This is a genomic window from Anaerosinus sp., assembly GCF_965318445.1.
Genome location: NZ_CBDNNH010000018.1, coordinates 85,199 through 106,786, shown reverse-complemented (window position 1 = coordinate 106,786; position 21,588 = coordinate 85,199). Strand labels below are relative to the sequence as shown.

At 33.5% G+C, this 21,588-nt stretch carries 18 protein-coding genes; 16 read left to right on the top strand and 2 right to left on the bottom strand.

Translation table 11 applies throughout. The features are described 5' to 3' along the window. Nucleotides 1-22 precede the first annotated feature (22 nt). From ACWZFG_RS08735 to ACWZFG_RS08705, 7 genes are all read left to right on the top strand, one after another. On the top strand, nt 23-2,137 hold the full coding sequence (locus ACWZFG_RS08735; protein WP_455577435.1) for an EAL domain-containing protein: 2,115 nt from the start codon (nt 23-25) through the stop codon (nt 2,135-2,137). 524 nt (nt 2,138-2,661) lie between these two features. Beyond that, on the top strand, nt 2,662-3,630 hold the full coding sequence (locus tag ACWZFG_RS08730) for a TAXI family TRAP transporter solute-binding subunit (protein WP_418626494.1): 969 nt from the start codon (nt 2,662-2,664) through the stop codon (nt 3,628-3,630). Between the two features lie 71 nt (nt 3,631-3,701). Beyond that, nucleotides 3,702-4,199: a DUF1850 domain-containing protein gene (locus tag ACWZFG_RS08725; RefSeq protein ID WP_177504650.1), complete on the top strand. Its 498-nt coding sequence runs from the start codon at nt 3,702-3,704 to the stop codon at nt 4,197-4,199. A gap of 32 nt (nt 4,200-4,231) precedes the next feature. Further along, a complete protein-coding gene (locus ACWZFG_RS08720; RefSeq protein WP_177504651.1) occupies nt 4,232-6,160 on the top strand; it encodes a TRAP transporter permease in 1,929 nt (642 codons plus the stop codon). A gap of 372 nt (nt 6,161-6,532) precedes the next feature. Continuing rightward, a complete protein-coding gene (locus ACWZFG_RS08715) occupies nt 6,533-8,395 on the top strand; it encodes an EAL domain-containing protein (protein WP_177504652.1) in 1,863 nt (620 codons plus the stop codon). A gap of 114 nt (nt 8,396-8,509) precedes the next feature. Next, nucleotides 8,510-9,307 carry a cache domain-containing protein gene (locus ACWZFG_RS08710; RefSeq protein WP_455577434.1) on the top strand — a complete coding sequence of 266 codons (798 nt, stop codon included), beginning with the start codon at nt 8,510-8,512 and terminating at the stop codon, nt 9,305-9,307. Continuing rightward, the gene (locus tag ACWZFG_RS08705; RefSeq protein ID WP_455577433.1) at nt 9,267-10,772 is read left to right on the top strand and encodes a putative bifunctional diguanylate cyclase/phosphodiesterase; all 1,506 of its coding nucleotides are present in this window, start codon (nt 9,267-9,269) and stop codon (nt 10,770-10,772) included. The genes ACWZFG_RS08710 and ACWZFG_RS08705 overlap by 41 nt, the downstream gene beginning before the upstream one ends. 37 nt (nt 10,773-10,809) lie before the next feature. Here the strand turns inward: ACWZFG_RS08705 and ACWZFG_RS08700 are convergent, their stop codons facing one another. After that, nucleotides 10,810-11,691 (bottom strand): LysR family transcriptional regulator, encoded by an 882-nt coding sequence (locus ACWZFG_RS08700; protein ID WP_147666724.1) that lies wholly within the window; start codon nt 11,689-11,691, stop codon nt 10,810-10,812. A gap of 409 nt (nt 11,692-12,100) precedes the next feature. Between ACWZFG_RS08700 and ACWZFG_RS08695 the strand changes: the two genes are divergently transcribed. Beyond that, a complete protein-coding gene (locus ACWZFG_RS08695) occupies nt 12,101-12,466 on the top strand; it encodes a CidA/LrgA family protein (protein ID WP_147666722.1) in 366 nt (121 codons plus the stop codon). Then, nucleotides 12,463-13,164 (top strand): LrgB family protein, encoded by a 702-nt coding sequence (locus ACWZFG_RS08690; protein WP_455577432.1) that lies wholly within the window; start codon nt 12,463-12,465, stop codon nt 13,162-13,164. Before ACWZFG_RS08695 ends, ACWZFG_RS08690 begins: the two co-directional genes overlap by 4 nt. A gap of 45 nt (nt 13,165-13,209) precedes the next feature. Here the strand turns inward: ACWZFG_RS08690 and ACWZFG_RS08685 are convergent, their stop codons facing one another. Further along, nucleotides 13,210-14,211, bottom strand: a complete 1,002-nt coding sequence (locus ACWZFG_RS08685; protein ID WP_177504654.1) for an AI-2E family transporter — start codon at nt 14,209-14,211, stop codon at nt 13,210-13,212. Nucleotides 14,212-14,438: 227 nt separating this feature from the next. On the opposite strand from ACWZFG_RS08685, the gene ACWZFG_RS08680 reads away from it, so the two are divergent. From ACWZFG_RS08680 to ACWZFG_RS08650, 7 genes are all read left to right on the top strand, one after another. Beyond that, the gene (locus tag ACWZFG_RS08680) at nt 14,439-15,848 is read left to right on the top strand and encodes an aspartate ammonia-lyase (RefSeq protein WP_177504655.1); all 1,410 of its coding nucleotides are present in this window, start codon (nt 14,439-14,441) and stop codon (nt 15,846-15,848) included. 76 nt (nt 15,849-15,924) lie between these two features. After that, entirely contained in the window at nt 15,925-17,646 is a 1,722-nt protein-coding gene (locus ACWZFG_RS08675; protein ID WP_177504656.1) for an ABC transporter ATP-binding protein/permease, read from the top strand. Between the two features lie 344 nt (nt 17,647-17,990). Then, on the top strand, nt 17,991-18,932 hold the full coding sequence (locus ACWZFG_RS08670; protein ID WP_418626534.1) for an NAD(P)/FAD-dependent oxidoreductase: 942 nt from the start codon (nt 17,991-17,993) through the stop codon (nt 18,930-18,932). Then, on the top strand, nt 18,933-19,163 hold the full coding sequence (locus ACWZFG_RS08665; RefSeq protein WP_177504658.1) for a glutaredoxin family protein: 231 nt from the start codon (nt 18,933-18,935) through the stop codon (nt 19,161-19,163). A gap of 148 nt (nt 19,164-19,311) precedes the next feature. Then, the gene (locus ACWZFG_RS08660; RefSeq protein WP_177504659.1) at nt 19,312-19,770 is read left to right on the top strand and encodes a hypothetical protein; all 459 of its coding nucleotides are present in this window, start codon (nt 19,312-19,314) and stop codon (nt 19,768-19,770) included. A 114-nt stretch (nt 19,771-19,884) separates the two neighbouring features. Further along, complete coding sequence (locus tag ACWZFG_RS08655) at nt 19,885-20,691, top strand: MBL fold metallo-hydrolase (protein ID WP_177504660.1); 807 nt, start codon at nt 19,885-19,887, stop codon at nt 20,689-20,691. 61 nt (nt 20,692-20,752) lie between these two features. Continuing rightward, the gene (locus ACWZFG_RS08650) at nt 20,753-21,382 is read left to right on the top strand and encodes a LysE family translocator (protein ID WP_455577431.1); all 630 of its coding nucleotides are present in this window, start codon (nt 20,753-20,755) and stop codon (nt 21,380-21,382) included. Nucleotides 21,383-21,588 lie beyond the last annotated feature (206 nt).

Here is a 21,588-nt window from a genome sequence, read left to right as displayed (position 1 = left end):
TATAAGCAAGAAGGTGAACGAAATGAAGGGGAATTTAGAAAATACAAGTTCATTTTATATAAATGTAGAGAACCGTGATATGTATCAATATTTAAATTTAATGCCGATTGCATTTACGGCTATACGAGTTATTGTTGATGAAGTCGGAGCGCCGATTGATTTTATTTGCGAGTTTGCAAATAAAGAATTTGCTATCTTAGAAAATAAAAACTTAAAGGAAATTATCGGGAAGTCATTTTATGAAATATCCCCTGATGTTTCACAAAAATGGTTAAGAGGCTGCTGGGAAGTCGCTTATAAAGGGATAATAAGAGAATGGAAGGATTATAGTTCAGGGCTTGGAAAATATTTATCCATTTATTGCTATCAGCCGAAAAAAGGTTTGTGTGCATGTATCGTAAGAGATATAACGCATGATGTTGATATAGCAAATGAATTAAAATATTTGTCTGAATATGATGATTTAACTTGTATTTATAATAAAAGAAGTTTTTATGAAAAAACACATGACTTGATAATGAACAATTTTGATACGCAATATGTAGTTGGTAGAATTGATATAGAAAAATTTAAGATTGTTAATGATGTTTTTGGAGCGGAAGAAGGCGATCTTTTACTAAAATATCTTGCAACAAAGATTAAACATTACGTGCAGGATTTTGGTACATATGGTAGATTGGATGCGGATATTTTTGCGGTATGTTTTCCTTGGTCGCTAAATAATGTAGAACGGTTTGTCAATTATATGCAAACACAGGTAAAGGAATATCCACTTGAATTTGATGTGATTCCTTGTTTTGGTTTTTATATTGTTGACGTTGTGACTTTGCCAGTGGATATTATGTGCGATCGAGCAAACTTAGCTTTGCGCACAATTAAAGGGAATTATGTAAAAAGCTACGCTATTTACGATGATAGATTGCGGAGAAGTCTGATAGAGGAGCAATCTATTGTCAGTCAGATGAATAGTGCTTTGGAGTCTGGTCAATTTGAGTTTTATTTGCAACCTAAATGCAGCATTGATACAGGCAATATTGTCGGCGCGGAAGCATTAGTGCGTTGGCGGCACCCGATGAAAGGCTTAATTTCGCCAGGGAAATTTATTCCTGTTTTTGAGAAGAATGGCTTTATTTTAAAATTGGATGTGTATATATGGGAATCTGTATGTAAGTTGTTGCGGCAATGGATAGATGAAGGGCGTCAGCCAATGCCGATATCGGTAAATGTATCTAGGATTAATTTGTATAATCCAAAGCTATGTGATATCTTAATTGGTTTGGTTGAAAAATATCAATTAGAACCTTATTTATTAGAGTTAGAGTTAACAGAAAGTGCCTATACAGAGAATGAAAAGCTATTGGTTTCTATTATTGAAAGATTGAGGGGATATGGTTTTAGAATATTGATGGATGATTTTGGAAGTGGATATTCATCCTTAAATATTTTAAAAAACTTACCTGTTGACGTGTTGAAAATTGATTTACATTTTCTTGGGGGCAGTGATAAGTTTAATCGAGGGGGGAATATACTTACTTCGGTTGTTCGTATGGCAAAGTGGATGGCGCTTCCTGTTATTGTTGAAGGGGTAGAAACGCGTGAACAAGTGGATTTCCTCTGCAGTATTGCTTGTACAACAGCACAGGGGTATTATTTTTCGCCGCCGATTCCAGTACTTGATTATGAAAAAATGTTGGATTCTTCAGTGAAATGTAATGAAAATTTAAGTATAACGTTTGAAACGGATATGCAATTAAAGAATTTTTGGGATCAGAACTCTGGGAAAAATGTATTATTCAATACGTTAATTGGGGCAGTAGCAATTTATGAGCTCTGTCAGGATAATCTTGAAATGTTGCGTGCAAATGACGACTATTTTAAAATGGTAGAGTGGTCACGAGAGGACTTTTTTGCAAAAAGTCATAAAATACTCGACTATATTCATCATGATGATCGAAAGAACATTTTAAAAATATTTTATGAAGCTGTAGGAATGCGTGAAATTTTAACGTGTAAATTTCGTCGGTTTATATCAGGGGACAAGTATATTTGGATACATGCCAAAATAAGGTTTATCGCAGGCAGTCATGATAGGTTTCTATTTTTTGCAGTTATGGAAAAAACATTAAATGTTTTTTAGTGAAAGACATTCTTGCGTATTTTTCTTAAATAATATATAATAATTTATAGATATTTTTACTATAGACGAATAAAGAAAAAGAATGCAAAGGCGCATCTTCCTAAAATATATATTATTATATTTGCTAGGATTATTGCGCCTTTTTTGCTTGGAAATTTAAATTCTGTTATTTATATATTAAAATTTTCAGAAATGTATTCGAATTTATTGATTTATAAATATGAAGTTTTTATGCATAAAAAGAATAATATTAGCTATTTAAGAAAAGAAGGTTTTTATATTTAAGTTCTGAATTGATTTATTTTAATAGAATTTAAAGAGAAATAAATTTGATGAGAAAATAAGTGAAGATAATTTAACTGGAGGGATTTGATTTAACTTTGACTATAATTAAGATTTTTGAAGAATTTGCACTTTTTATTAAATTTAACTCAATAAAAAGTGCTAGTAGATGCACTACTTTTGATGTATAATTATTTTTATAAAAATACATAAAAAATTTTATGAAAGAGGGGAAAGTTGTAATGAGATTAAATCGAATGAGTAAGTTATGGGTGCTTTCTTTAGTTCTAGTTTTTGTTGTTTCAATGATTGCTGGATGTGGTGGAGATAATAAATCTGCTGAGAAGCAATTTATAAATATCGCAACTGGTGGTACAGCTGGGACGTATTATCCGTTAGGTGGTGCAGTAGCTGAAATTTTAAATAAAAATATCCCGGGTATGAATGCAAGTGCACAAAGTACTGGTGCTACTGTAGCAAATATTAATATGTTAAAAGAAGGCACTGTTGAGTTGGCATTTGTTCAAAATGATATTGTTTATTATGCAGCAAATGGAATTGAGATGTTTAAGGACAAAAAGGTTGACACATTAAAAGGGATTGCTACTTTGTATCCAGAAACAGTGCAAATCGTTACGCTTGAATCAAGTGGAATAAAAAATGTTAGTGAATTAAAAGGTAAACGTGTAGCAGTTGGTGCAGCTGGAAGCGGTGTTGAAGCAAATGCACGTCAGATTTTAGAAGCTTATGGTATTACATATGATGATATCAATGTTCAATATCTATCTTTTGCTGAAGCTGCAAGCGCATTAAAAGATGGTAACGTTGATGTTGCATTTGTAACTGCAGGTTTTCCAACAGCGGCAGTACAGGACATTGCCTCTCAAAATCAAGTTAGATTATTACCTGTAGATGCAGCAAAAGCTGATGAAATGATTAAAAAATATCCATTTTATACGAAAACAATAATTCCGGCAGATACCTATGTTGGATTAGCAACAGATACGCCAGCGGTTGCTGTAATGGCAATGCTTGTAGTGAATGAAAAAGTGAGTCCAGAACTTGGGTATGACATTACAAAAGCAATTTTTAGTAACTTGGAAAGACTACAATCTTCACATAGCGTAGGTAAAATGATTACTAAAGAAGGTGCCCGTCAAGGGATGCCAATTGAGCTTAATGCTGGCGCTGAAAAATTCTTTAAAGAATAATCCTAGATTAATTCAAGGATTCATCCAAGGAGGATACCGGGTGTCGTTATGGCACCCGGTTTTTTACCACTATGAAGTTAAAAGATAAGAAACTTATTGTTATTGTAGTTATCCTTTGCATATTTTTTTGTTATTTGCTAAGCCGCCCATATTTATTTGTTTGTACGGATGCAAATACACTTTTGGCTTTTCCAACGCAGAAAGAAGATGTGATTTCCATATGGTTTGTTCACTCAGTGCAAAAGACGCCTGTGCTTGAAAATTTGGCGGTTAATAAATCGTGTGATGGATTTACTTTACAATCAACAAAATATCAGTCCTTTGGTGTTGGGTTACCTTTTTTGCCTGATGAAGGTGAATTTAAACAGGTTGGTAAATATTTCATCTTAGATAATATCAATCGTCGCTTTAAAACGGTTGATTTAAGAACTGGTTTAGGTACAGAGCTTACTTTAATTTATCATGAAAAAAAATACCCGATTTATCATGAATTACCTTTAGGTTGTAAGGTTGAATTAAAGGTTTTGCCTTACTATAGGTATTATTTAGATCGATTGATAAATCTTTAAATAAGGTCATAAAAAGAAGAGGAGGCCGAACGATGAAAGAAAAATCAGCAGAAGAAATGCTAAGAGATCTAGAACCAGAATCTGATATACGTGAATATAAAGGATTTATGGCAAAAGTTATCTCGGCAATTGCAATTACATTTTCAATATTTCAATTATATACCGCTATTTATGGCGTTTTAGATGCGCAATTACAAAGAGCTGTTCATCTAGGATTTGGTTTAGCCTTGATTTATTTGCTATATCCAACTTGTAAATCATGGTCACGAGACAAGTTACATCCATTAGATTTTATTTTATCTATTTTAGGTGCGGCAGCACCAGCATATATTTTAATTTCTTATAACGAATTGGTACTTAGAGCGGGTGCGATTAATAGTACTGACATGTTTGTTGGTTGTTTAGGTGTTTTACTTGTTATTGAAGCCACACGGCGTGTGGTTGGAATTCCGATGGTGTTGGTCGCATTGATATTTTTAGCTTATGCATTTGTCGGACCCTATGCACCGGGAGTACTTGCTCATAGAGGACTCTCACTTAAAGAATTGATTGGACATTTATATTTTACAACAGAAGGTATCTTCGGTATTCCATTAGGAGTTTCCTCGACATTTATCTTTTTGTTCATTTTATTTGGGGCGTATTTAGAAGCTACAGGTCTTGGAAAATTCTTTATTGATATTGCAAATGCAATTGCAGGATGGGCAAGCGGCGGCCCTGCGAAAGTGGCTGTTCTTTCTAGTGGACTTATGGGAACAGTATCAGGTAGTTCAGTAGCTAATGTTGCAGGTACGGGTAGCTTTACAATTCCGATGATGAAAAAGCTTGGGTATCATAAAGACTTTGCTGGAGCGGTAGAAGCAGCAGCTTCTACTGGCGGACAGTTAATGCCCCCAGTTATGGGTGCAGCGGCATTTTTAATGGCGGAATTTGTTGGTGTGCCATTTTTGGAAATCGTTAAAGCGGCTACAATTCCTGCTTGTTTATATTTTGCTGGTGTATGGATTGGCGTTCATTTAGAAGCAAAACGCAATAATTTAAAAGGAATTCCACGCGATCAATTACCGAAGGCCTGGATTTTATTTAAAGAACGCGGTCATTTAGCAATTCCATTGATTGTTATTATTTATTTGTTGGTATCTGGTTATACACCAATGAAGGCAGCTTTGTGGGCAATTTTCTTGTCTATTGCGGTCTCTATGCTTAGAAAGTCAACGCGAATGAAGCCGATTGAGATTGTTCGAGGCTTAGAAAAGGGAGCAAAAGGTGTGCTTGGTGTACTTGTGGCTTGTGCATCTGCCGGAATTATTATCGGTGTAGTAACGAAAACGGGTGTTGGATTAAAACTGGCTTCTGCACTGCTAGACTTGTCAGGCGGGTTATTACTACCAACGATGTTTTTTACGATGTTAACCGCAATTATACTGGGTATGGGCGTACCAACGACGGCGAATTATGTTATCACATCCACGATTGCAGCGCCTGCATTAGTGCAAATGGGAATTCCGATATTGGCTGCGCATATGTTCGTTTTCTATTTTGGTATCATTGCAGATGTAACGCCTCCAGTTGCCTTAGCCGCGTATGCAGGCTCGGCAATTAGTGGCGGTAATGCCTTAAAAACGGGAGTCAATGCATCAAAATTGGCAATCGCAGCATTCCTGATTCCCTATATTTTCGTGGCTTCTCCTGTGCTATTAATGATTGATGCAACGCCTGGTGCCTTAATATGGGCAACATTTACTGCACTTGTTGGCATGATTGGTTTATCTGCTGCCATGATTGGTTATCTAATTGCGCCAATTCATCCAATTATGCGTTTGCTATTCTTTGCAGGTGGACTTATGATGGTGGATCCAGCTTCTATTACTGATTTTATCGGAGCAGCAATTTTAATTGTATGTATGATTTTACAACATTATAAGAAGAGAAAAATAAACCGACAAGCATTAAATATTTAACTTTAAATTGATTTAAGAATAATTGAGACTAGGATTACTTCGAAAATAGAGCAAGAAATTCTTTTGGAAAGAATTTTCTTGCTCTATTTTTATAATGAAAAAAAGCCTATTGAAGAAATTTTTCATGATTGGGATTTTCAGCATCCTAAAGAATATATTTAATATATACATAGGCTTATTTCCCATAAATTAGCGAAGTATATTTGATAAAAAATAGTAGGTTGCGACTTTATCTCATCGTTAAGAATATAAAAACACTAAAAATACAAAAATATACTTAGAATACATAAAGAGGTTGTTGATTTTTTGCTAAAATGATATAATAAGCATGTATGCAATGGAAAATTTTATGTTAATAATATGAGGTGGATTATGAATTCTAAACGGGAATCCGCAGGTAGACATATAAATTATATTGCTTCCAATGAGTTTTATATTGATGATACATTTGTGAAAAGTATCATTGAATTACTTTTTTTTAGTAGAAATATCAACTCTACAATCCAGACTGTTTTAATGATGCTAAGCGAGTACTATGATGCGCCGTATGTTAATATCGTAGAAGAGGTATCAAGCCAAGAAGGCTGTATTACGACATACGAATATAAGAATTCTAGAATTGATTTAAAAATGAACAAAGTTTTAAATCTAAATCATACAGTTTGGATACGATATCAAGAGCTTTTTAATCAACAAGGTTTATTTTCTTTCAATCTGCTTGCTGATTTGCAGAATGATAATGCAGATTTATATAATTTTATTCAAGGCTTTCATTTAAAATCAACGATACAATGTGCAATTTTTGAGAATGGTATACAACAAGGATTTATTGCTTTATATGATAGAACGTCGAATCGTAAATGGTCGCAAATTGAGCTTAATACATTTGCAGTTATTTCTAAAATATTGAGTGCTTATTTACTGAAACTTCGCTTATCGGAGATAAATGAGAAAAATTTATGGATTGATCCGCTTACGGGAATTTGGAATTTAACGAAATTTACGATGGAAGCAAATGCTTTCCTAACAAAAAAAACTAAACAAAAATATGTCGTGATTTACGTTGATATTCGCAAATTTAAGTTTATTAATGATGTATATGGTTATGCAGAAGGTGATCGAGTTCTAGTTACATTTGCTCGTCTTTTAAAATCATCTTTATATCGGGATGAAATGTTTGCTAGAGTTACTTCAGATCACTTTATTTGTTTAGCCAGATATGATACTACAGAAAAGTTAGTCAAAAGATTTAAAAATTTTGCAACTCAAATGAATAATATAAAAAAGAATTGCGTTGAGCAATATAAAATTTTACTGAATGGCGGTGTTTGCCTCGTCGATCCTAATATTGCCTCTATTACATCTAGTATAGATAAAGCCAATATTGCAAGAAAAGCAATTAAAGGTCAACATAAGAGTATGTATAATTTTTATAATGCCGAATTGAAACAGCAGCTTGCTAAAGAAAAGTCTATAGAGGATCATATGGAAGAGGCGTTGCAAAACGACGAATTTGTTGTTTATTATCAGCCTAAGATAGAGCTTCTAAGTAACAAAATGGTTGGCGCAGAGGCATTAGTGCGCTGGTGTAGACCGAATTATGGACTTGTACCGCCAGATGAATTTATTCCTATTTTCGAAAAAAATGGATTTATTGTTGAAATGGATTTTTACGTTTTTGAAAAAGTATGTAAAAGCGTCCGTAAATGGATAGATCAAAACTTAGAAGTAGTACCGATATCCGTAAACTTTTCACGTGTTCATTTGAAAACTTCGCTTTTTATAGACCGATTAGTCGAAGTTGCTGATAAATATCAAATTCCAAGAGGTTTGATAGAATTAGAATTAACGGAAAGTGCATTTATTGAAAATGCAGATGCATTATTAACTTTATTTAATCAGCTAAAAGATTTACGCTTTATGATTTCCCTTGATGATTTTGGGACAGGGTTTTCAGCACTGAAATTATTGACTGAATTGCCAGTAGACGTCTTGAAATTAGATAAAGACTTTCTAAAGAAGGGGCAGACAACAAAACGAGAACAAATTGTTTTGGAGCATGTTATTCGAATGTCAAAGGATTTAGATATTAAGGTTGTTTCAGAGGGAGTAGAAACGGAAGAACAAGCAAAATTTCTTACTAGAATAGGATGTAATTTAGCGCAGGGATATTTATTTTCCAAACCTATGCCCGAAAGTGATTTTCTTGATAAATTACGAGCAATGACAAGATAATTTGATAGGACGAAAAAGGTTATAATAAGAACAAAAAGGTAGTCAGCGTGCGAAATATAGGATATAATTAACTATATCCTATATTTTTTTACTCTTTTAAAGGAATTGTTATAGATGAATAATAAAGCAAGATATAATCATTGCCGAATTTGGTTTGTTGGTTTATTCATTTCAATTGCATGTATTTTGTCCTGCGGATTATACATATATAATATACAATCTGATATGGAAGACGATGTTCTAAGAGATATTAGAAATTTGATGTTAAGAAACTCGTTGGCAATTGCAAATAAATTAAATGACCAGAGTAAACTTACTGAAATGTTAGCAGCAGGACTTGAACAAAGAAATTATTCCAATGAAAATGAATATGCGTTTTTTTTAAACTCAATTGTTGTGGATGGAGCATTTGAACGTATAGGTGTGTTTGATAAAAATGGTGATATGTTTACATCAGATAAGAAAAGACTTAATATTGCAGATGAACCGCAATATAAAGAAAGTATGGAGGGACGGTTCAGTATTAGTCAACCGATATATGATAAGGTCGGCGATAAAAAGATTATTGTGTTCACCGCTCCTATCTTATTAAAAAATCAAGTTTATGGTGGAATTGTACTTGCGAAATCTATTGAATCAATAGAAAAGGAATTTTTACAGGGATTTTTTCAAGGGAGAGGTTCTTTTTATATTGTAGATAATAAGGGCGATATTTTGATGCGTTCTGAATCTTTGGATGAAAATAGTTTTGAAAATTTATATGATCAAATTGGACACGAAGAAAGTAATGAAAAAAATTCAAAAAAGATTATTGAGGAAATTAAATCAAGCCTAGTTATAGGTAAGGTTGGAACTGTAAAATCCTTTTTTAATGGTGAAAAAAAAGTATATCAGTTATGCAACAATTCATAATCCATATACATCATGGAATTTGGTATCTATTGTTGACGAAGAAGTCATCTTAAATAAAAGCCAGAAGATGGTAACGAAAGCGTTTATTCTTTGTAGTGTAGTAATCTTATTATTTTTAATTATGGCCGGATATGTATTCAGAATGAAGGAGAAAACAAAACATGAATTGGAGCAGCTGGCATATACAGACTCTTTAACTAAAATTAATAATGTAAATAGATTTTACATAAAGGCATCTGAAATTTTGAAGCGTAATAAAGATATTGCTTATTCAATTATCTGTATAGATGTAAATAATTTTAAGTATATTAATGAAACCTATGGATATAAGATTGGAGATCAGCTACTTATCCAAATAGCACAGAAATTGAGTGATACTTTTAAGGATGATGAAATTTGTGCCAGGATAAATAATGATCATTTTGTAGTTTTAATTAAAAGTGTTTTTGAAAATCCGGAAGTTAAATACCAAAGCTTAGAACGAGCTTTTTTAAATGAAATTAATCAGGGGATAATTAAGTATCCAATTTCGTTTTCTGTAGGAGTTTATCGTGTAGAAGATAAAAATGAAGCAGTAATCTCAATGGTAGACAAAGCTTTACTAACTTTAAAGAATATAAAGAAAAGAAAAAATATTTATTTTGCATATTACAGTAATGATTTATTGCAAAAATTTATAAAAAATAATCAAATTGAAAATATGATGCAACCTGCGTTGGACAATCAGGAGTTTAAAGTTTTTTTGCAGCCGAAAATTGATTTACATACCTTATCTATTATCGGTGCAGAGGCTTTAGTACGCTGGGTGTCTCCATCAAAAGGTTTTATGCAGCCAGATGATTTTATTCCACTCTTTGAAAAGAATGGCTTTATCGTAAAACTAGATTTTTACGTATTAGAAGAGTGTTGTAAAAAGATTCGCGAATGGATAGATAAAGGGATAGATCCAATTCCTATCTCGGTAAATCAATCACGCATTAATTTAGATGATCCCTTTTATGTTGAAAAATTAAATGACATACTTCAAAAATATGAATTGCCAGTAAATCTTATAGAGATTGAATTAACAGAAGGGATGTTTTCATCTAGTAATACGAAGTTGGTTAAAATAATGGAACGGATGCGCAAAATTGGCTTTAGCATCTCTATGGATGATTTTGGGTCGGGATATTCATCTTTAAATTTATTAAAAGAAATACCGGTGGATATTTTGAAAATTGATAAAGTCTTTTTAGATGAAACTGCAAATTCTCGTAAGAGTAGGATTATTATTTCACAGGTTGTATCTATGGCAAGAAAACTCGGGATGAAGGTTGTTTGTGAGGGTGTAGAAAATGAAGAACAGGCAGCTTTCTTGCGAAAGATTCATTGCGATTTTGCTCAAGGATATTTATATGCTAAGCCGATGACTATTGCTGATTTTGAAGAGTATAGAGACAGAAATTTAAAAGAAGTTGGATTTTAAATAATAAAAAGGCTGTGCCTAGGGCACAGCCTTTTTATTATAAAGCGAAGTGCTTTTTCGTTAGCTCTATCCATTTTCGCGTAGCGAAAGATAGATACTTATCTTTTTTCCAAATTAAGGCTAAATTCCAAGGGATAATCGTTTTCTCGAGTTTAACGCTAACAAGCCTATCATCTAAATCCTTGCAAATTGTTTCTGGCAAGAGTGCAATTCCTAGACTTTCAGCGACCATTTCAGCGATAAAATCCCAGTGGGAGCTTTGGCAAACAACTCTAGGTGAAAAGCCATTTACTCTGCATTGTTCATAAATCAAGTCGTTCAAAGAAAAATCATTGCTGTATAAAATAAAATTTTGGTCGTTTAGTTCAGGCAATTCAATAGATGATCTATTAGCTAATGGATGTGTGGCAGGTAATACCACTTGTAGAGCTTCTTTTAGAAAAGAAAAAGAAATGATATCTTCTTCTGATATTGGCAATGCAATGACACCAATATCAAGAAGCCCATTTTTGACATCAAGTTCAATTTGCTTTGAACCAACTTCAATTAATTTAATTGTTACTTTAGGATAGTGTTTCTTAAATCTGCGTAATATTTTTGGGAAAAAATTGGCGCCTATCATTGGCGGAAGACCAACGATAATTTGTCCATGCTGAATATTTACAACATCGTGAATCTCATTTGACAAATCGTTAAATTCACTAACAACGAGCTGAGCACGTTTAAATACAGCATACCCTACATCCGTTAACTCAATTTGACGTCCAGACCGCTCAAAGAGTGTTACGCCTAATTCATTTTCTAGTGTTTTAATCACCTTACTTATCGATGGTTGGCTGACGTGAAGAATTTGAGATGCTTTTGTAAAACTTTTTTGCCTAGCAACTTCGATAAAATAGTTTAAATGTAAAATGTCCATTATAAAAATCCTCTTTAAAAAATTTATCCGATGATGAAATCAGTCATCTAACGAAATAAGCAATTCACATAAAATCAAAGATTTTAGTTCTCTGCTTATAAAACTCTACCCATAGGGCACATGCGATCGGCTAACTTCCTAGATAAGTACAGTAGGATTCAGATGGAGTTGTAGCTCCATTTGGATCAAGACTTACCTTATTATAACTTAAACGCATAATAGATATATATAACAAGTATTTTATTATTCCTGCAAAATCAGTTAAAGTATAATCCATACGAAAAAGACAAGTTGTTAATTATATATAATATTTATGATTGATTAACTCGAAGATAATATATTTTCGTTTCAGATAAGAATTTTACAGCCAAATGATTACTTGGCTAAGGATAGTATTGGAGTGTTTAAGATGAAATTATTAATGATGATTATGCAAATTTGCTTATTATGCTTGATTAGTTTGTTCGGCAATTTTGTTGCAGAACATTTAGCAATTGGGATTCCTGGGAATATTATAGGAATGTTTTTGTTGCTTTTATTATTACAGCAAAAAATCATATCCATGGATAAAATTGAAATGGGAGCGAACTTTTTGATTGCTGAATTATTGTTGTTCTTTATCCCGTCTGCAATTGGTGTGATCCAATTTCAAGAGGCGCTTCAACAAGAGTGGTTACAAATCGTTTTTGTTATTGTGGCAAGCACTCTTGCTGTATTGTTGTTTGTGGCTGTTGCGACTGAAAGTGCCTTAAAACGGAAAGTGGCAAAGGAGTGAGTATAGTGTTTATCGTTGCTTCTATTTTATTAACCATTATTATATATTTAGTTTCAAAAAGAATTTATATAAAAACGGGGAAGATGGTTTTTTCACCAATTATTTTATGTCCAGTTATTATTATTGCTTTTTTAATGTTTTTTCATATTCCCTATGAATCTTATGCAAAGGGTGGCAATTGGCTAAGCTATATGCTACAGCCAGCGACAGTGGCTTTGGCTGTGCCAATGTATAAATATCGTGCGACAGTTAAGAAATATTTATTTGAAATTATGATTAGTGTAACAGGCGGGGCGATTGTAGCAATCGTAAGCTCAATGTTGATTGCACAATTCTTAGGAGTAAACTCTACCTTTGTTACGAGTTTGGCACCTCGTTCTGTAACGACACCAATTGCGATGAGTGTGTCAGAAATAATTGGGGGCAATCCTTCGATTACGGCTGTATTTGTCATTTGCACAGGGATTATTGGAGCTGTATTAACTTCTGTTATCTTAAAGTATTTGCCGATAAAAAATCCGGTTACAAAAGGAATGTTATTTGGGATATCCGCTCATGGTACAGGAACCTCAAAAGCCTATGAAGCAGGGCAAGTCGAAGGAACAATTGCAAGTTTAGCCATGATTTTCATGGGAATTATTACAACAGTTATTGCACCAGAAGTAGTCGATTTATGTGTTCATATTTTAGTAAAATAAAAAGAAGCGTTTTAGATTTATCTAGAACACTTCTTTTTAAATTCTTTATTCTATTACACGATGAGCAAAAATGTCTTCAATGACAAGTTTGATAATGACCATACAAGGCACTGCTAAAAACATTCCTAGTGCACCTAATAGTTGACCTCCTAAGAGAATCCCCAGCATAATTGCTACAGGATGCAGGTTGAGAGATTTACCAATTAAATAAGGATACACAATATTATGATTGACTTGTGTCAAGATAAGATAGAAAAATAAAGTTTCTATTCCATAAGAAATAGATAGCGTTGCTGCAAAGAGTGATCCAGCAGCAGAGGCAATGGTAGGTCCGACGACAGGAATGAACTCTCCGATAGCAGAAAGTACGGCGAATACTGATGCGTAAGGAATGCCCATAATGGAGAAATAAGCAAATACACATATGCCTGTGATTGAGCAAACGAGTAGTTGACCACGGATATAATGAATTAGGGCTAAAATAATTTGATTGAATAAAGTAATGATACGTGTTTTATCTTTTTGAGGAAATAAACTAGCAAGGTAAAGTTTTATTTGTTTACCGTCTTTTAATAAATAGAAAGTAACAAATAGAATAATAATTAAATCCAATACCTTGGAGAATAAATCAAAAACAATATCAAGAGAGGATTTTAAAGCGGTTACGCTAAAACTAGCAAAATTTTTAAAAATTGTATCTAGCTCTTGATTGAAATTGTTGATAGATGCAAAGATAGGAAGATTCTTCATATCATTTGCCATGGATGGTAGATCTGCGATAAAACTCATTAGATTAGGAATGAAAGTTTGAGATATGGTGATAAATAAGTAACTTAGTAACGTGATAAATACGCCTAAAACCCCAGCAGCAGCTAAGCCTCGAGGAACTTTTTTTGTAGTTAACTTATCTACCGTAGAATTGAGAAGAACGGTTAATAGAAGCGATAGAAAAATTACCATCGCAACGGAGCGTAAAAACCAAAACATTGAAAATAGTACAATAAGGCTTACGCTGACGAGAATAGAAGTCTGATACTGTGACCACATAGATAAGCACCCCATATATATAAAATAAGAATAATTATATATTATTTTTATTATTTCGTATAGTGAGGGAAAATATTTTCAATAAGAGAAAAATAATTATAAAAAAGACTTGAATGTATTTTGTATACAGAGTACAATATAAGTATAAAATATTTATCATACGATAAACGAAATTGATGCGTAAAGAAAAGAAAGAATTGGTCATAATAGAACTGGAGGGACAAAACATGAGATTAGAACACGATTTTTTAGGAAATATGGAAGTACCAGATGATGCATATTATGGTGTACAAACATTAAGAGCTATGGAAAACTTCAGTATTACAGGTGAAAAATTGGATGCTGATTTTATTGTTGCCATGGCAATTGTAAAGAAAGCAGCGGCGCTTGCAAATATAGCAACAGGAAGATTAGATCCGAAAATTGGTGCTGCGTTAGTTACAGCAGCTGATGAAGTAATTGCAGGTAAACTCCATGACCAATTCCCCGTAGATCCGATTCAAGGCGGAGCAGGGACATCTATTAATATGAATACAAATGAAGTATTAGTAAACCGTGCGCTAGAATTAATTGGAGAAGCAAAAGGACGATATGATATTATTTCGCCAAACAATCATGCTAATATGGCACAGTCAACAAATGATGCTTTTCCAACTGGAATTAAAGTATGTATTATTAGAAAAAGCAAAAACTTATTGAAAGCATTAAATTATTTAGCAGATACATTAGATAAAAAAGCAGTTGAATTTAAAGATGTATTAAAAATGGGGCGTACCCATTTGCAAGATGCGATTCCTATTACATTAGGACAAGAATTCGCATCTTACGCATCGGCAGTTAGACGTGGTATTAAACGTATTGAAAGTGCAATGCTTAGCATTCATACAATTAATATGGGCGCAACTGCAATTGGTACAGGCTTGAACGCTGAACCGGAATACATTGTTGAGGTAGCGCGTCAATTGGCAGAAATTACAGGTGAGCCATTTGTAACAGCTACAAATCTAATTGATGCAACGAACAATACGGATGGGTTTGCCGATGTGTCCGCATCTTTAAAAATTACTGCGTTAGTATTAATTAAAATGGCAAATGATTTCCGTTTGATGGCATCTGGTCCTCGTTGTGGGTTAAACGAAATCAAATTACCTCCTCGTCAACCGGGGTCTTCGATTATGCCTGGAAAAGTAAATCCAGTTATGCCGGAAGTATTAAATCAAACTTGCTATCAAGTATTGGGTAATGATGTTGCCGTTGGGATGGGTGTAGAAAATGGACAATTTGAATTAAATGTTATGGAACCGGTGATTGCGTTTAATATATTTAATTCGATGCGTTATTTGACAAATGCGGTAAATAAATTTACAAAACTTTGTGTGGAAAATGTTCAAGCAAATGAAGAGCAATGTCAAATGTGGCTAGACCGTAGTGTGGGTATTGTAACAGCACTTCTTCCACATATAGGTTACGAAAATTCTTCCATGCTTGCAAAAGAAGCTTATAATACAGGCAGACCAATTCGCGAAATTATCTTAGAAAAAGGGTTACTCACGAAAGAAGCGATGGATCATATTCTTTCACCGGAAGAAATGACGCATCCTGGTATTGCAGGTAAGGATTTGCTTGAAAAAGAATAATATCCTCTCCATTTTTTGACTGCTGGCTAGTGCTAGCAGTCTTTTTTGTGTCATATAACGTATGGAGGTGATACGTTTGCGACGCGGTGTTGTATTGAGAAGTGCTTGGAAAATGGGGCGCGGGTATTTTTTTTCAGAAAGTAAAAAAGAGGCTTGGTTATTGCTTCTTATCGTAATAAGTTTAAACTTATTTTTAGTATACATTACAGTTGAATTAAATATTTGGCAAGGAAACTTTTATCAAGTTCTGCAGTTGAAAGATCATAGAGGTTTTTTAGAAGCAATTGCTATTTATGCAGGATTAGCGGTTATTTTAATCGTAGTCAAAGGGGCACAGACCTATTTTCGGCTGCTCTTACAAATTAATTGGCGAAGGTGGCTGACTAAAGAATATCTAAGGCGATGGCTGGATAGAAAATCATATTATCGGCTTCAATTTGTTCATAAAGATTATGCAGACAATCCTGATCAACGGATTAGTGAAGATGTAGATTTATTTGTATCACTTACTCTACGACTATCTTTAGATTGCTTGCATGATATGATTACGGTTATTTCTTTCGTTGTGATTTTATGGAACCTATCTGGACTTTTGGTTGTAGCAATTTTTGGCTATACTTTTATGATTCAGGGGTATATGGTTTGGGCAGCGTTTATTTATGCTATTTTTGGAACGTATTTTACGGTGAAATTTGGTAAGCCGCTAATTCAATTGGACTATGATAAACAAAAATATGAAGCAGATTTTCGTTATAGTTTAATTCGCGTAAGAGAATATTCGGAAAGTATTGCTTTATATGGTGGTGAACTTGCCGAAGAAAAAAATTGCCTTGCGCATTTTACTTATTTAGTACAAAACTTTCGACAGATTATTCAAGTACGAAAGCAATTAATGTGGCTGACGACAGCCTATGCACATATTGCTGTTGTGTTTGCAGTTGCCGCTGCATCACCGAGATATTTTGCGGGAAAAATTCAATTGGGACAATTGTTTCAAATTACAGATGCTTTTTATCATGTACAAAATGGTTTATCCTTTATTATTGACAGTTTTACAAAAGTGGCGCATTGGCGTGCAGTTGTAAATCGTTTGAATGGATTTCTTGTGAGTATGGAAGAGTTGGACATAAAAATGATTTCACCTAGTCGAGGGGAATGCAAAATTGGCAGCGATATTCACTTGTCACAGGTATCTATTTATAAACCTGATAAAATTGTATTAATCAAGGGATTAAAGTTACATTTACCGAAGAGTAAAAGTCTAATCGTTACAGGTGCATCCGGATGTGGGAAAAGTACATTAGTGAAAACATTAGCTGGCTTATGGAAAAACTATGATGGAAATGTGTCAATTCCAAATCCAAGAGAAAGTTTATTTGTTCCACAAAAGCCATATATGCCAATTGATACGCTTAGGAATGCCTTGTTTTATCCAGATATTAAAAGAAAAATAACGGATGAAGAAATTGGCAGTTTATTAGAAAGGTGTTGTTTGCCTAGTTTTAAAAATCGCTTGAATGAATTTGGCGACTGGGGAAAAATTCTATCATTAGGTGAACAACAGAGAATTGCTTTCGTTCGAATTTTGATTCATCAACCGAAGTGGTTGTTTTTAGATGAAGCGACTTCGGCACTTGATGAAGTGAATCAAGAAATTATGTATGGGCTGGTTAAAAAATTTTTACCAGATACGGCAATTATCAGTGTTGGGCACCGTCAAAGTATTATGAGATATCATCAATTATGTTTAAATATCGAAAAAGACACAAGCTGGAGTTTGAAAGCAGTAAAAATATAGAGATATTTTTACTATAAAACAGTCAAATAAAAATAATAAATGAAAAAGATGATTTCTGCCGTCAGCAGAAGTCATCTTTTCATTTTATGTAGAGAAAATTTATTGAATGAAAACGATAGTAAATGAAAAATATATTGATAAATAGAGTTAATTTATATACAATGTAAGATAATTAGTAGATGCTTTAGATTTTGTAAAATATTTTGTGATGCAGAAATTTTGCAAAGAAAATATTTGAATGAGTTATAAGTACTTAATATAAAGTAGAAATAAAAATGAATGAACTAAAATGAAGTTGAAAGGTACTGTAAATGTATTAAAGAGCAGTGATAGGAGGGATTGAAATGGAGAAAAAACGGCAGAGTAAAGATGTGATTATTATTGGTGGTGGTGTTGCTGGTCTTACTGCGGCACTTTATGTTGGTCGAATGAATTTAGATGTTTTGGTACTTGAATCTGAACTTGTTGGCGGGCAGATTATCAATGCATATGGAATTGAAAACTATCCTGGGTTTGCCTCGATTAAAGGCAGTGAATTAGTTGAAACAGTCCAAAAGCAGGCGGAAGAGTTTGGAGCAGTCATTGATGAATTTGATAAGATAAAGTCAGTTGAGCTTACAGGTAAGATAAAAATAATAGAAACAGAAAGTTATATTTATGAAACTAAGGTCGTGATTATTGCTTCAGGGATGACACGCCGTAAATTACCAGTTGATAATGAAGCAAAATATCTTGGCAAAGGAATTCATTATTGTGAGCTTTGTGATGGACACATGTATCAAGATAAAACGATTGCGGTTGTCGGTGGTGGTAATGCAGCAGTTGATGCAGCGAATTTCTTGACTAAATATGCAAAAAAATTATATTTGATTCAGCGTTCGGATATATTAACTGCAGATGATATTTCACAGGAAAAGTTAAAACAGCATTCTATAGTTGAATTTTTGTTTAATAGTGAAATTAAGAGTTTGCAGGGAGAAGAATCCTTAGAAGCTATAAGTATCTATAATAGAAACGAACAGAAAGAAATAGCTATTCCAGTGGATGGGGTTTTCGTTAATATTGGAGTTGTACCAAATACTGATATGTTTAAAGGTGTCTTAGAGATTGATGAGTCTGGACATATTATTGCTGGGGAGGATTGTCGGACGAATTTACCTGGAGTATTCGCAGCTGGGGATGTGAGGACGAAGCTAATTCGCCAGCTTACAACCGCTGCTGCTGACGGAACGATTGCAGCACTTTTGTCAGAAAAATATTTAGAGTCATTAAAGGAGGAAAAGTAAATGGTAAAAGTATATTCGATTACAACATGCCCATGGTGTGACAAGGTGAAAAAATATTTAAAAACGAAAAGCGTAGAGTTTGAAGAACTTAATATAGAATCAGATGAGTCGGCACGCCGTCAATGTTATAAACTTTCAGGAGATCTTACTGTACCAGTAACGACGCCAGATGGTGAAAATTATGTAGTTGGTTTTGATAAGGATAAGCTTGATCATATGCTTGAAATTTAAATAAGAAAATTTATAAGAAATACCCTATAGAATGATTGTTATTATATCGACGCTATAGGGTATTATTTTTGCCATAATTTGCCCATGGCAATTCTTATAAATACCATAGTATAATAAAGACGAATTTTTGCGAAAGAAGGCGATAAAAATGAAGATACATTTGAAAAAATGGATAGTTAGTTTTTTAGTTGTATGTTTTGCAGTTACAGGGATGGCTCCGGTTGCACTTGCATACTCAAATGGAAAGGGACATAATGGACATAAGTATGAGAAACATGGAAATCGCTATGATAGAGGAGAACGTGATCGCTTTGTTTTAAACCACTTAAATGTTTCGCAAAAAGTTTTGGACTATGCGCGTCGCAATAAGATGACTATGCGTGATATTATGATTGCAAAACGCATTGCAGAAAGAAGCCCTCGTATTGGGGTAATTGATGTATTAAAATTACGTAAAAAAGGTCATACATATCGTTCGATTGCGAATCGCTATCAGGTAAGATGGGATAATTTCGATGATGATGTAAATAATTCACATAATAATATCGTTCGTGATGCTATTAAAATTGGACTTGTAATCTGGGCACTTGATGAATTATTAAATTAATATTAGTAAAAAAAATGCTTTAGCAAGAGGATTTCCTCAAGGTTAAAGCAGTTTTTATATAGAAAAAATTGCATTTATTACGTTCATCTATTATGCTAAGACCGAGGTGGGAAAATGAAACTTAAAGTTTTAGTAGAGAATCATACGTATATTGATCAATATTTTTCTGGAGAACCGGCAGTAAGTTTTTATCTAGAGGATGGAGATAAACGAATTCTATTTGATGTGGGATATTCAGATTTAATTATAAAAAATGCCTCTGTAATGAATATCGACTTAAATAGAATTGATACAATTATTTTTTCTCATGGGCATAATGATCATACACGAGGGCTTGTGTACTTAACGGAGCAGTATGATTTATCTGGTGTAGAGGTGATTGCCCATTCAGATGTATTTAAACGCAGAGTTTGCAAGGGGCAAGATATCGGTTCACCTATTTTAGAAGAGAATTTGAAAAATTTGTGCCAATTACATTTAGTAAAAGAACCGTTAAAAGTAAGCCCCAATTTAACTTTTCTTGGGGAGATTCCAACGTTATGTGAATTTGAACCGAGAAGAGCTGTTGGAAAGTTAGAAGAAGGTTCAGCATGGAAAGAGGACTTGATTTTGGATGATACTGCACTGGTTTACAAAAATGAGCAAGGCCTTTATATTATTACGGGATGTTCTCATAGTGGAATCTGTAATATTATTGAATATGCAAAACGTATTTGTAAGGATGACCGAATCGTAGCAGTTATCGGTGGATTTCATCTGTTTGAAGTGAATGATAGAGTGAAAGCAGTCGTTCATTACTTTAAAGAAAATCAGATTCAGTCCTTATATCCTTGTCATTGTGTATCTTTTCAAGTAAAGGCGTATATTCACCAAGAAATTCCGATTTGTGAAGTAGGTGTGGGATTGGAGTTAGAATGGTAATTTATTTATACAAATGTAAGCGAAAGATTTTCGCTATTCAATGGATCTAGGAGTGTTAGTTATGGAGAATATTATACTTTTTACAATGATGACATTATTTTTTACGATGATGCCAGGTCCCGACTTTGCTTTAGTCATGAAAACAACTTTGGCAGGTGGGCGAAAAGCCGGTATTTATACTGCGTGGGGAATTTCAGCAGGACTTATCATACACACACTTTTTGCAATTTTAGGACTTTCGGCGTTAATTGCGCAATCTATTTATTTATTTGAAATGGTAAAATATATAGGTGCAGCATATCTATCTTATTTGGGGATAAAATCTTTTATTGAAAAGCCAAAACAAGATGATATGCTAGAAAAGGAAGAAGAAAGTGCGCCTTCGAAAAAACAGGCGATATCATTTTTCGGGGAGGCTGTTTTAGCAAATGTGCTAAACCCAAAGGTTATTTTATTCTATTTAACGTTTATTCCTCAGTTTGTTAATCTGGAAAAGGCAGTTATGCCGCAATTTATCATGCTAGGGAGTATTTATGTAATGCTAACGTTTATCTGGTTTAGTTTACTTGCTTATCTACTCAATCATGTAAAAAAATTATTTGCGAGCAAGACATTTCAAGAAAGAATACAAAAGGTTACAGGAATATTACTTATTTCTTTTGGAATTAAATTAGTGTTGTCAGATAGATAGAAAATGTGTTCAGCCCAATCGGTTGAACACATTTTTTTTTGTAAAAAGATAATTTGCTATATTGACAATGAGAATCGTTATCAATATAATAGTGTTTGACGAAAGCAAAAGGTAAAAAATTAGAGGGCCTACAGAGCTCCGTACATATATTGATATATGTGCGGATTTTTTTCGTTAAAAATTCGTATTGAATAGTGGAGGGCAAG

Bases quoted from the DNA above. Each gene is read 5' to 3' on its own strand.
- ACWZFG_RS08735 (WP_455577435.1), top strand. From the start codon at position 23: ATGAAGGGGAATTTAGAAAATACAAGTTCATTTTATATAAATGTAGAG.
- ACWZFG_RS08730 (WP_418626494.1), top strand. From the start codon at position 2,662: ATGAGATTAAATCGAATGAGTAAGTTATGGGTGCTTTCTTTAGTTCTA.
- ACWZFG_RS08725 (WP_177504650.1), top strand. From the start codon at position 3,702: ATGAAGTTAAAAGATAAGAAACTTATTGTTATTGTAGTTATCCTTTGC.
- ACWZFG_RS08720 (WP_177504651.1), top strand. From the start codon at position 4,232: ATGAAAGAAAAATCAGCAGAAGAAATGCTAAGAGATCTAGAACCAGAA.
- ACWZFG_RS08715 (WP_177504652.1), top strand. From the start codon at position 6,533: ATGAATTCTAAACGGGAATCCGCAGGTAGACATATAAATTATATTGCT.
- ACWZFG_RS08710 (WP_455577434.1), top strand. From the start codon at position 8,510: ATGAATAATAAAGCAAGATATAATCATTGCCGAATTTGGTTTGTTGGT.
- ACWZFG_RS08705 (WP_455577433.1), top strand. From the start codon at position 9,267: ATGGTGAAAAAAAAGTATATCAGTTATGCAACAATTCATAATCCATAT.
- ACWZFG_RS08700 (WP_147666724.1), bottom strand. From the start codon at position 11,691: ATGGACATTTTACATTTAAACTATTTTATCGAAGTTGCTAGGCAAAAA.
- ACWZFG_RS08695 (WP_147666722.1), top strand. From the start codon at position 12,101: ATGAAATTATTAATGATGATTATGCAAATTTGCTTATTATGCTTGATT.
- ACWZFG_RS08685 (WP_177504654.1), bottom strand. From the start codon at position 14,211: ATGTGGTCACAGTATCAGACTTCTATTCTCGTCAGCGTAAGCCTTATT.
- ACWZFG_RS08680 (WP_177504655.1), top strand. From the start codon at position 14,439: ATGAGATTAGAACACGATTTTTTAGGAAATATGGAAGTACCAGATGAT.
- ACWZFG_RS08670 (WP_418626534.1), top strand. From the start codon at position 17,991: ATGGAGAAAAAACGGCAGAGTAAAGATGTGATTATTATTGGTGGTGGT.
- ACWZFG_RS08665 (WP_177504658.1), top strand. From the start codon at position 18,933: ATGGTAAAAGTATATTCGATTACAACATGCCCATGGTGTGACAAGGTG.
- ACWZFG_RS08660 (WP_177504659.1), top strand. From the start codon at position 19,312: ATGAAGATACATTTGAAAAAATGGATAGTTAGTTTTTTAGTTGTATGT.
- ACWZFG_RS08655 (WP_177504660.1), top strand. From the start codon at position 19,885: ATGAAACTTAAAGTTTTAGTAGAGAATCATACGTATATTGATCAATAT.
- ACWZFG_RS08650 (WP_455577431.1), top strand. From the start codon at position 20,753: ATGGAGAATATTATACTTTTTACAATGATGACATTATTTTTTACGATG.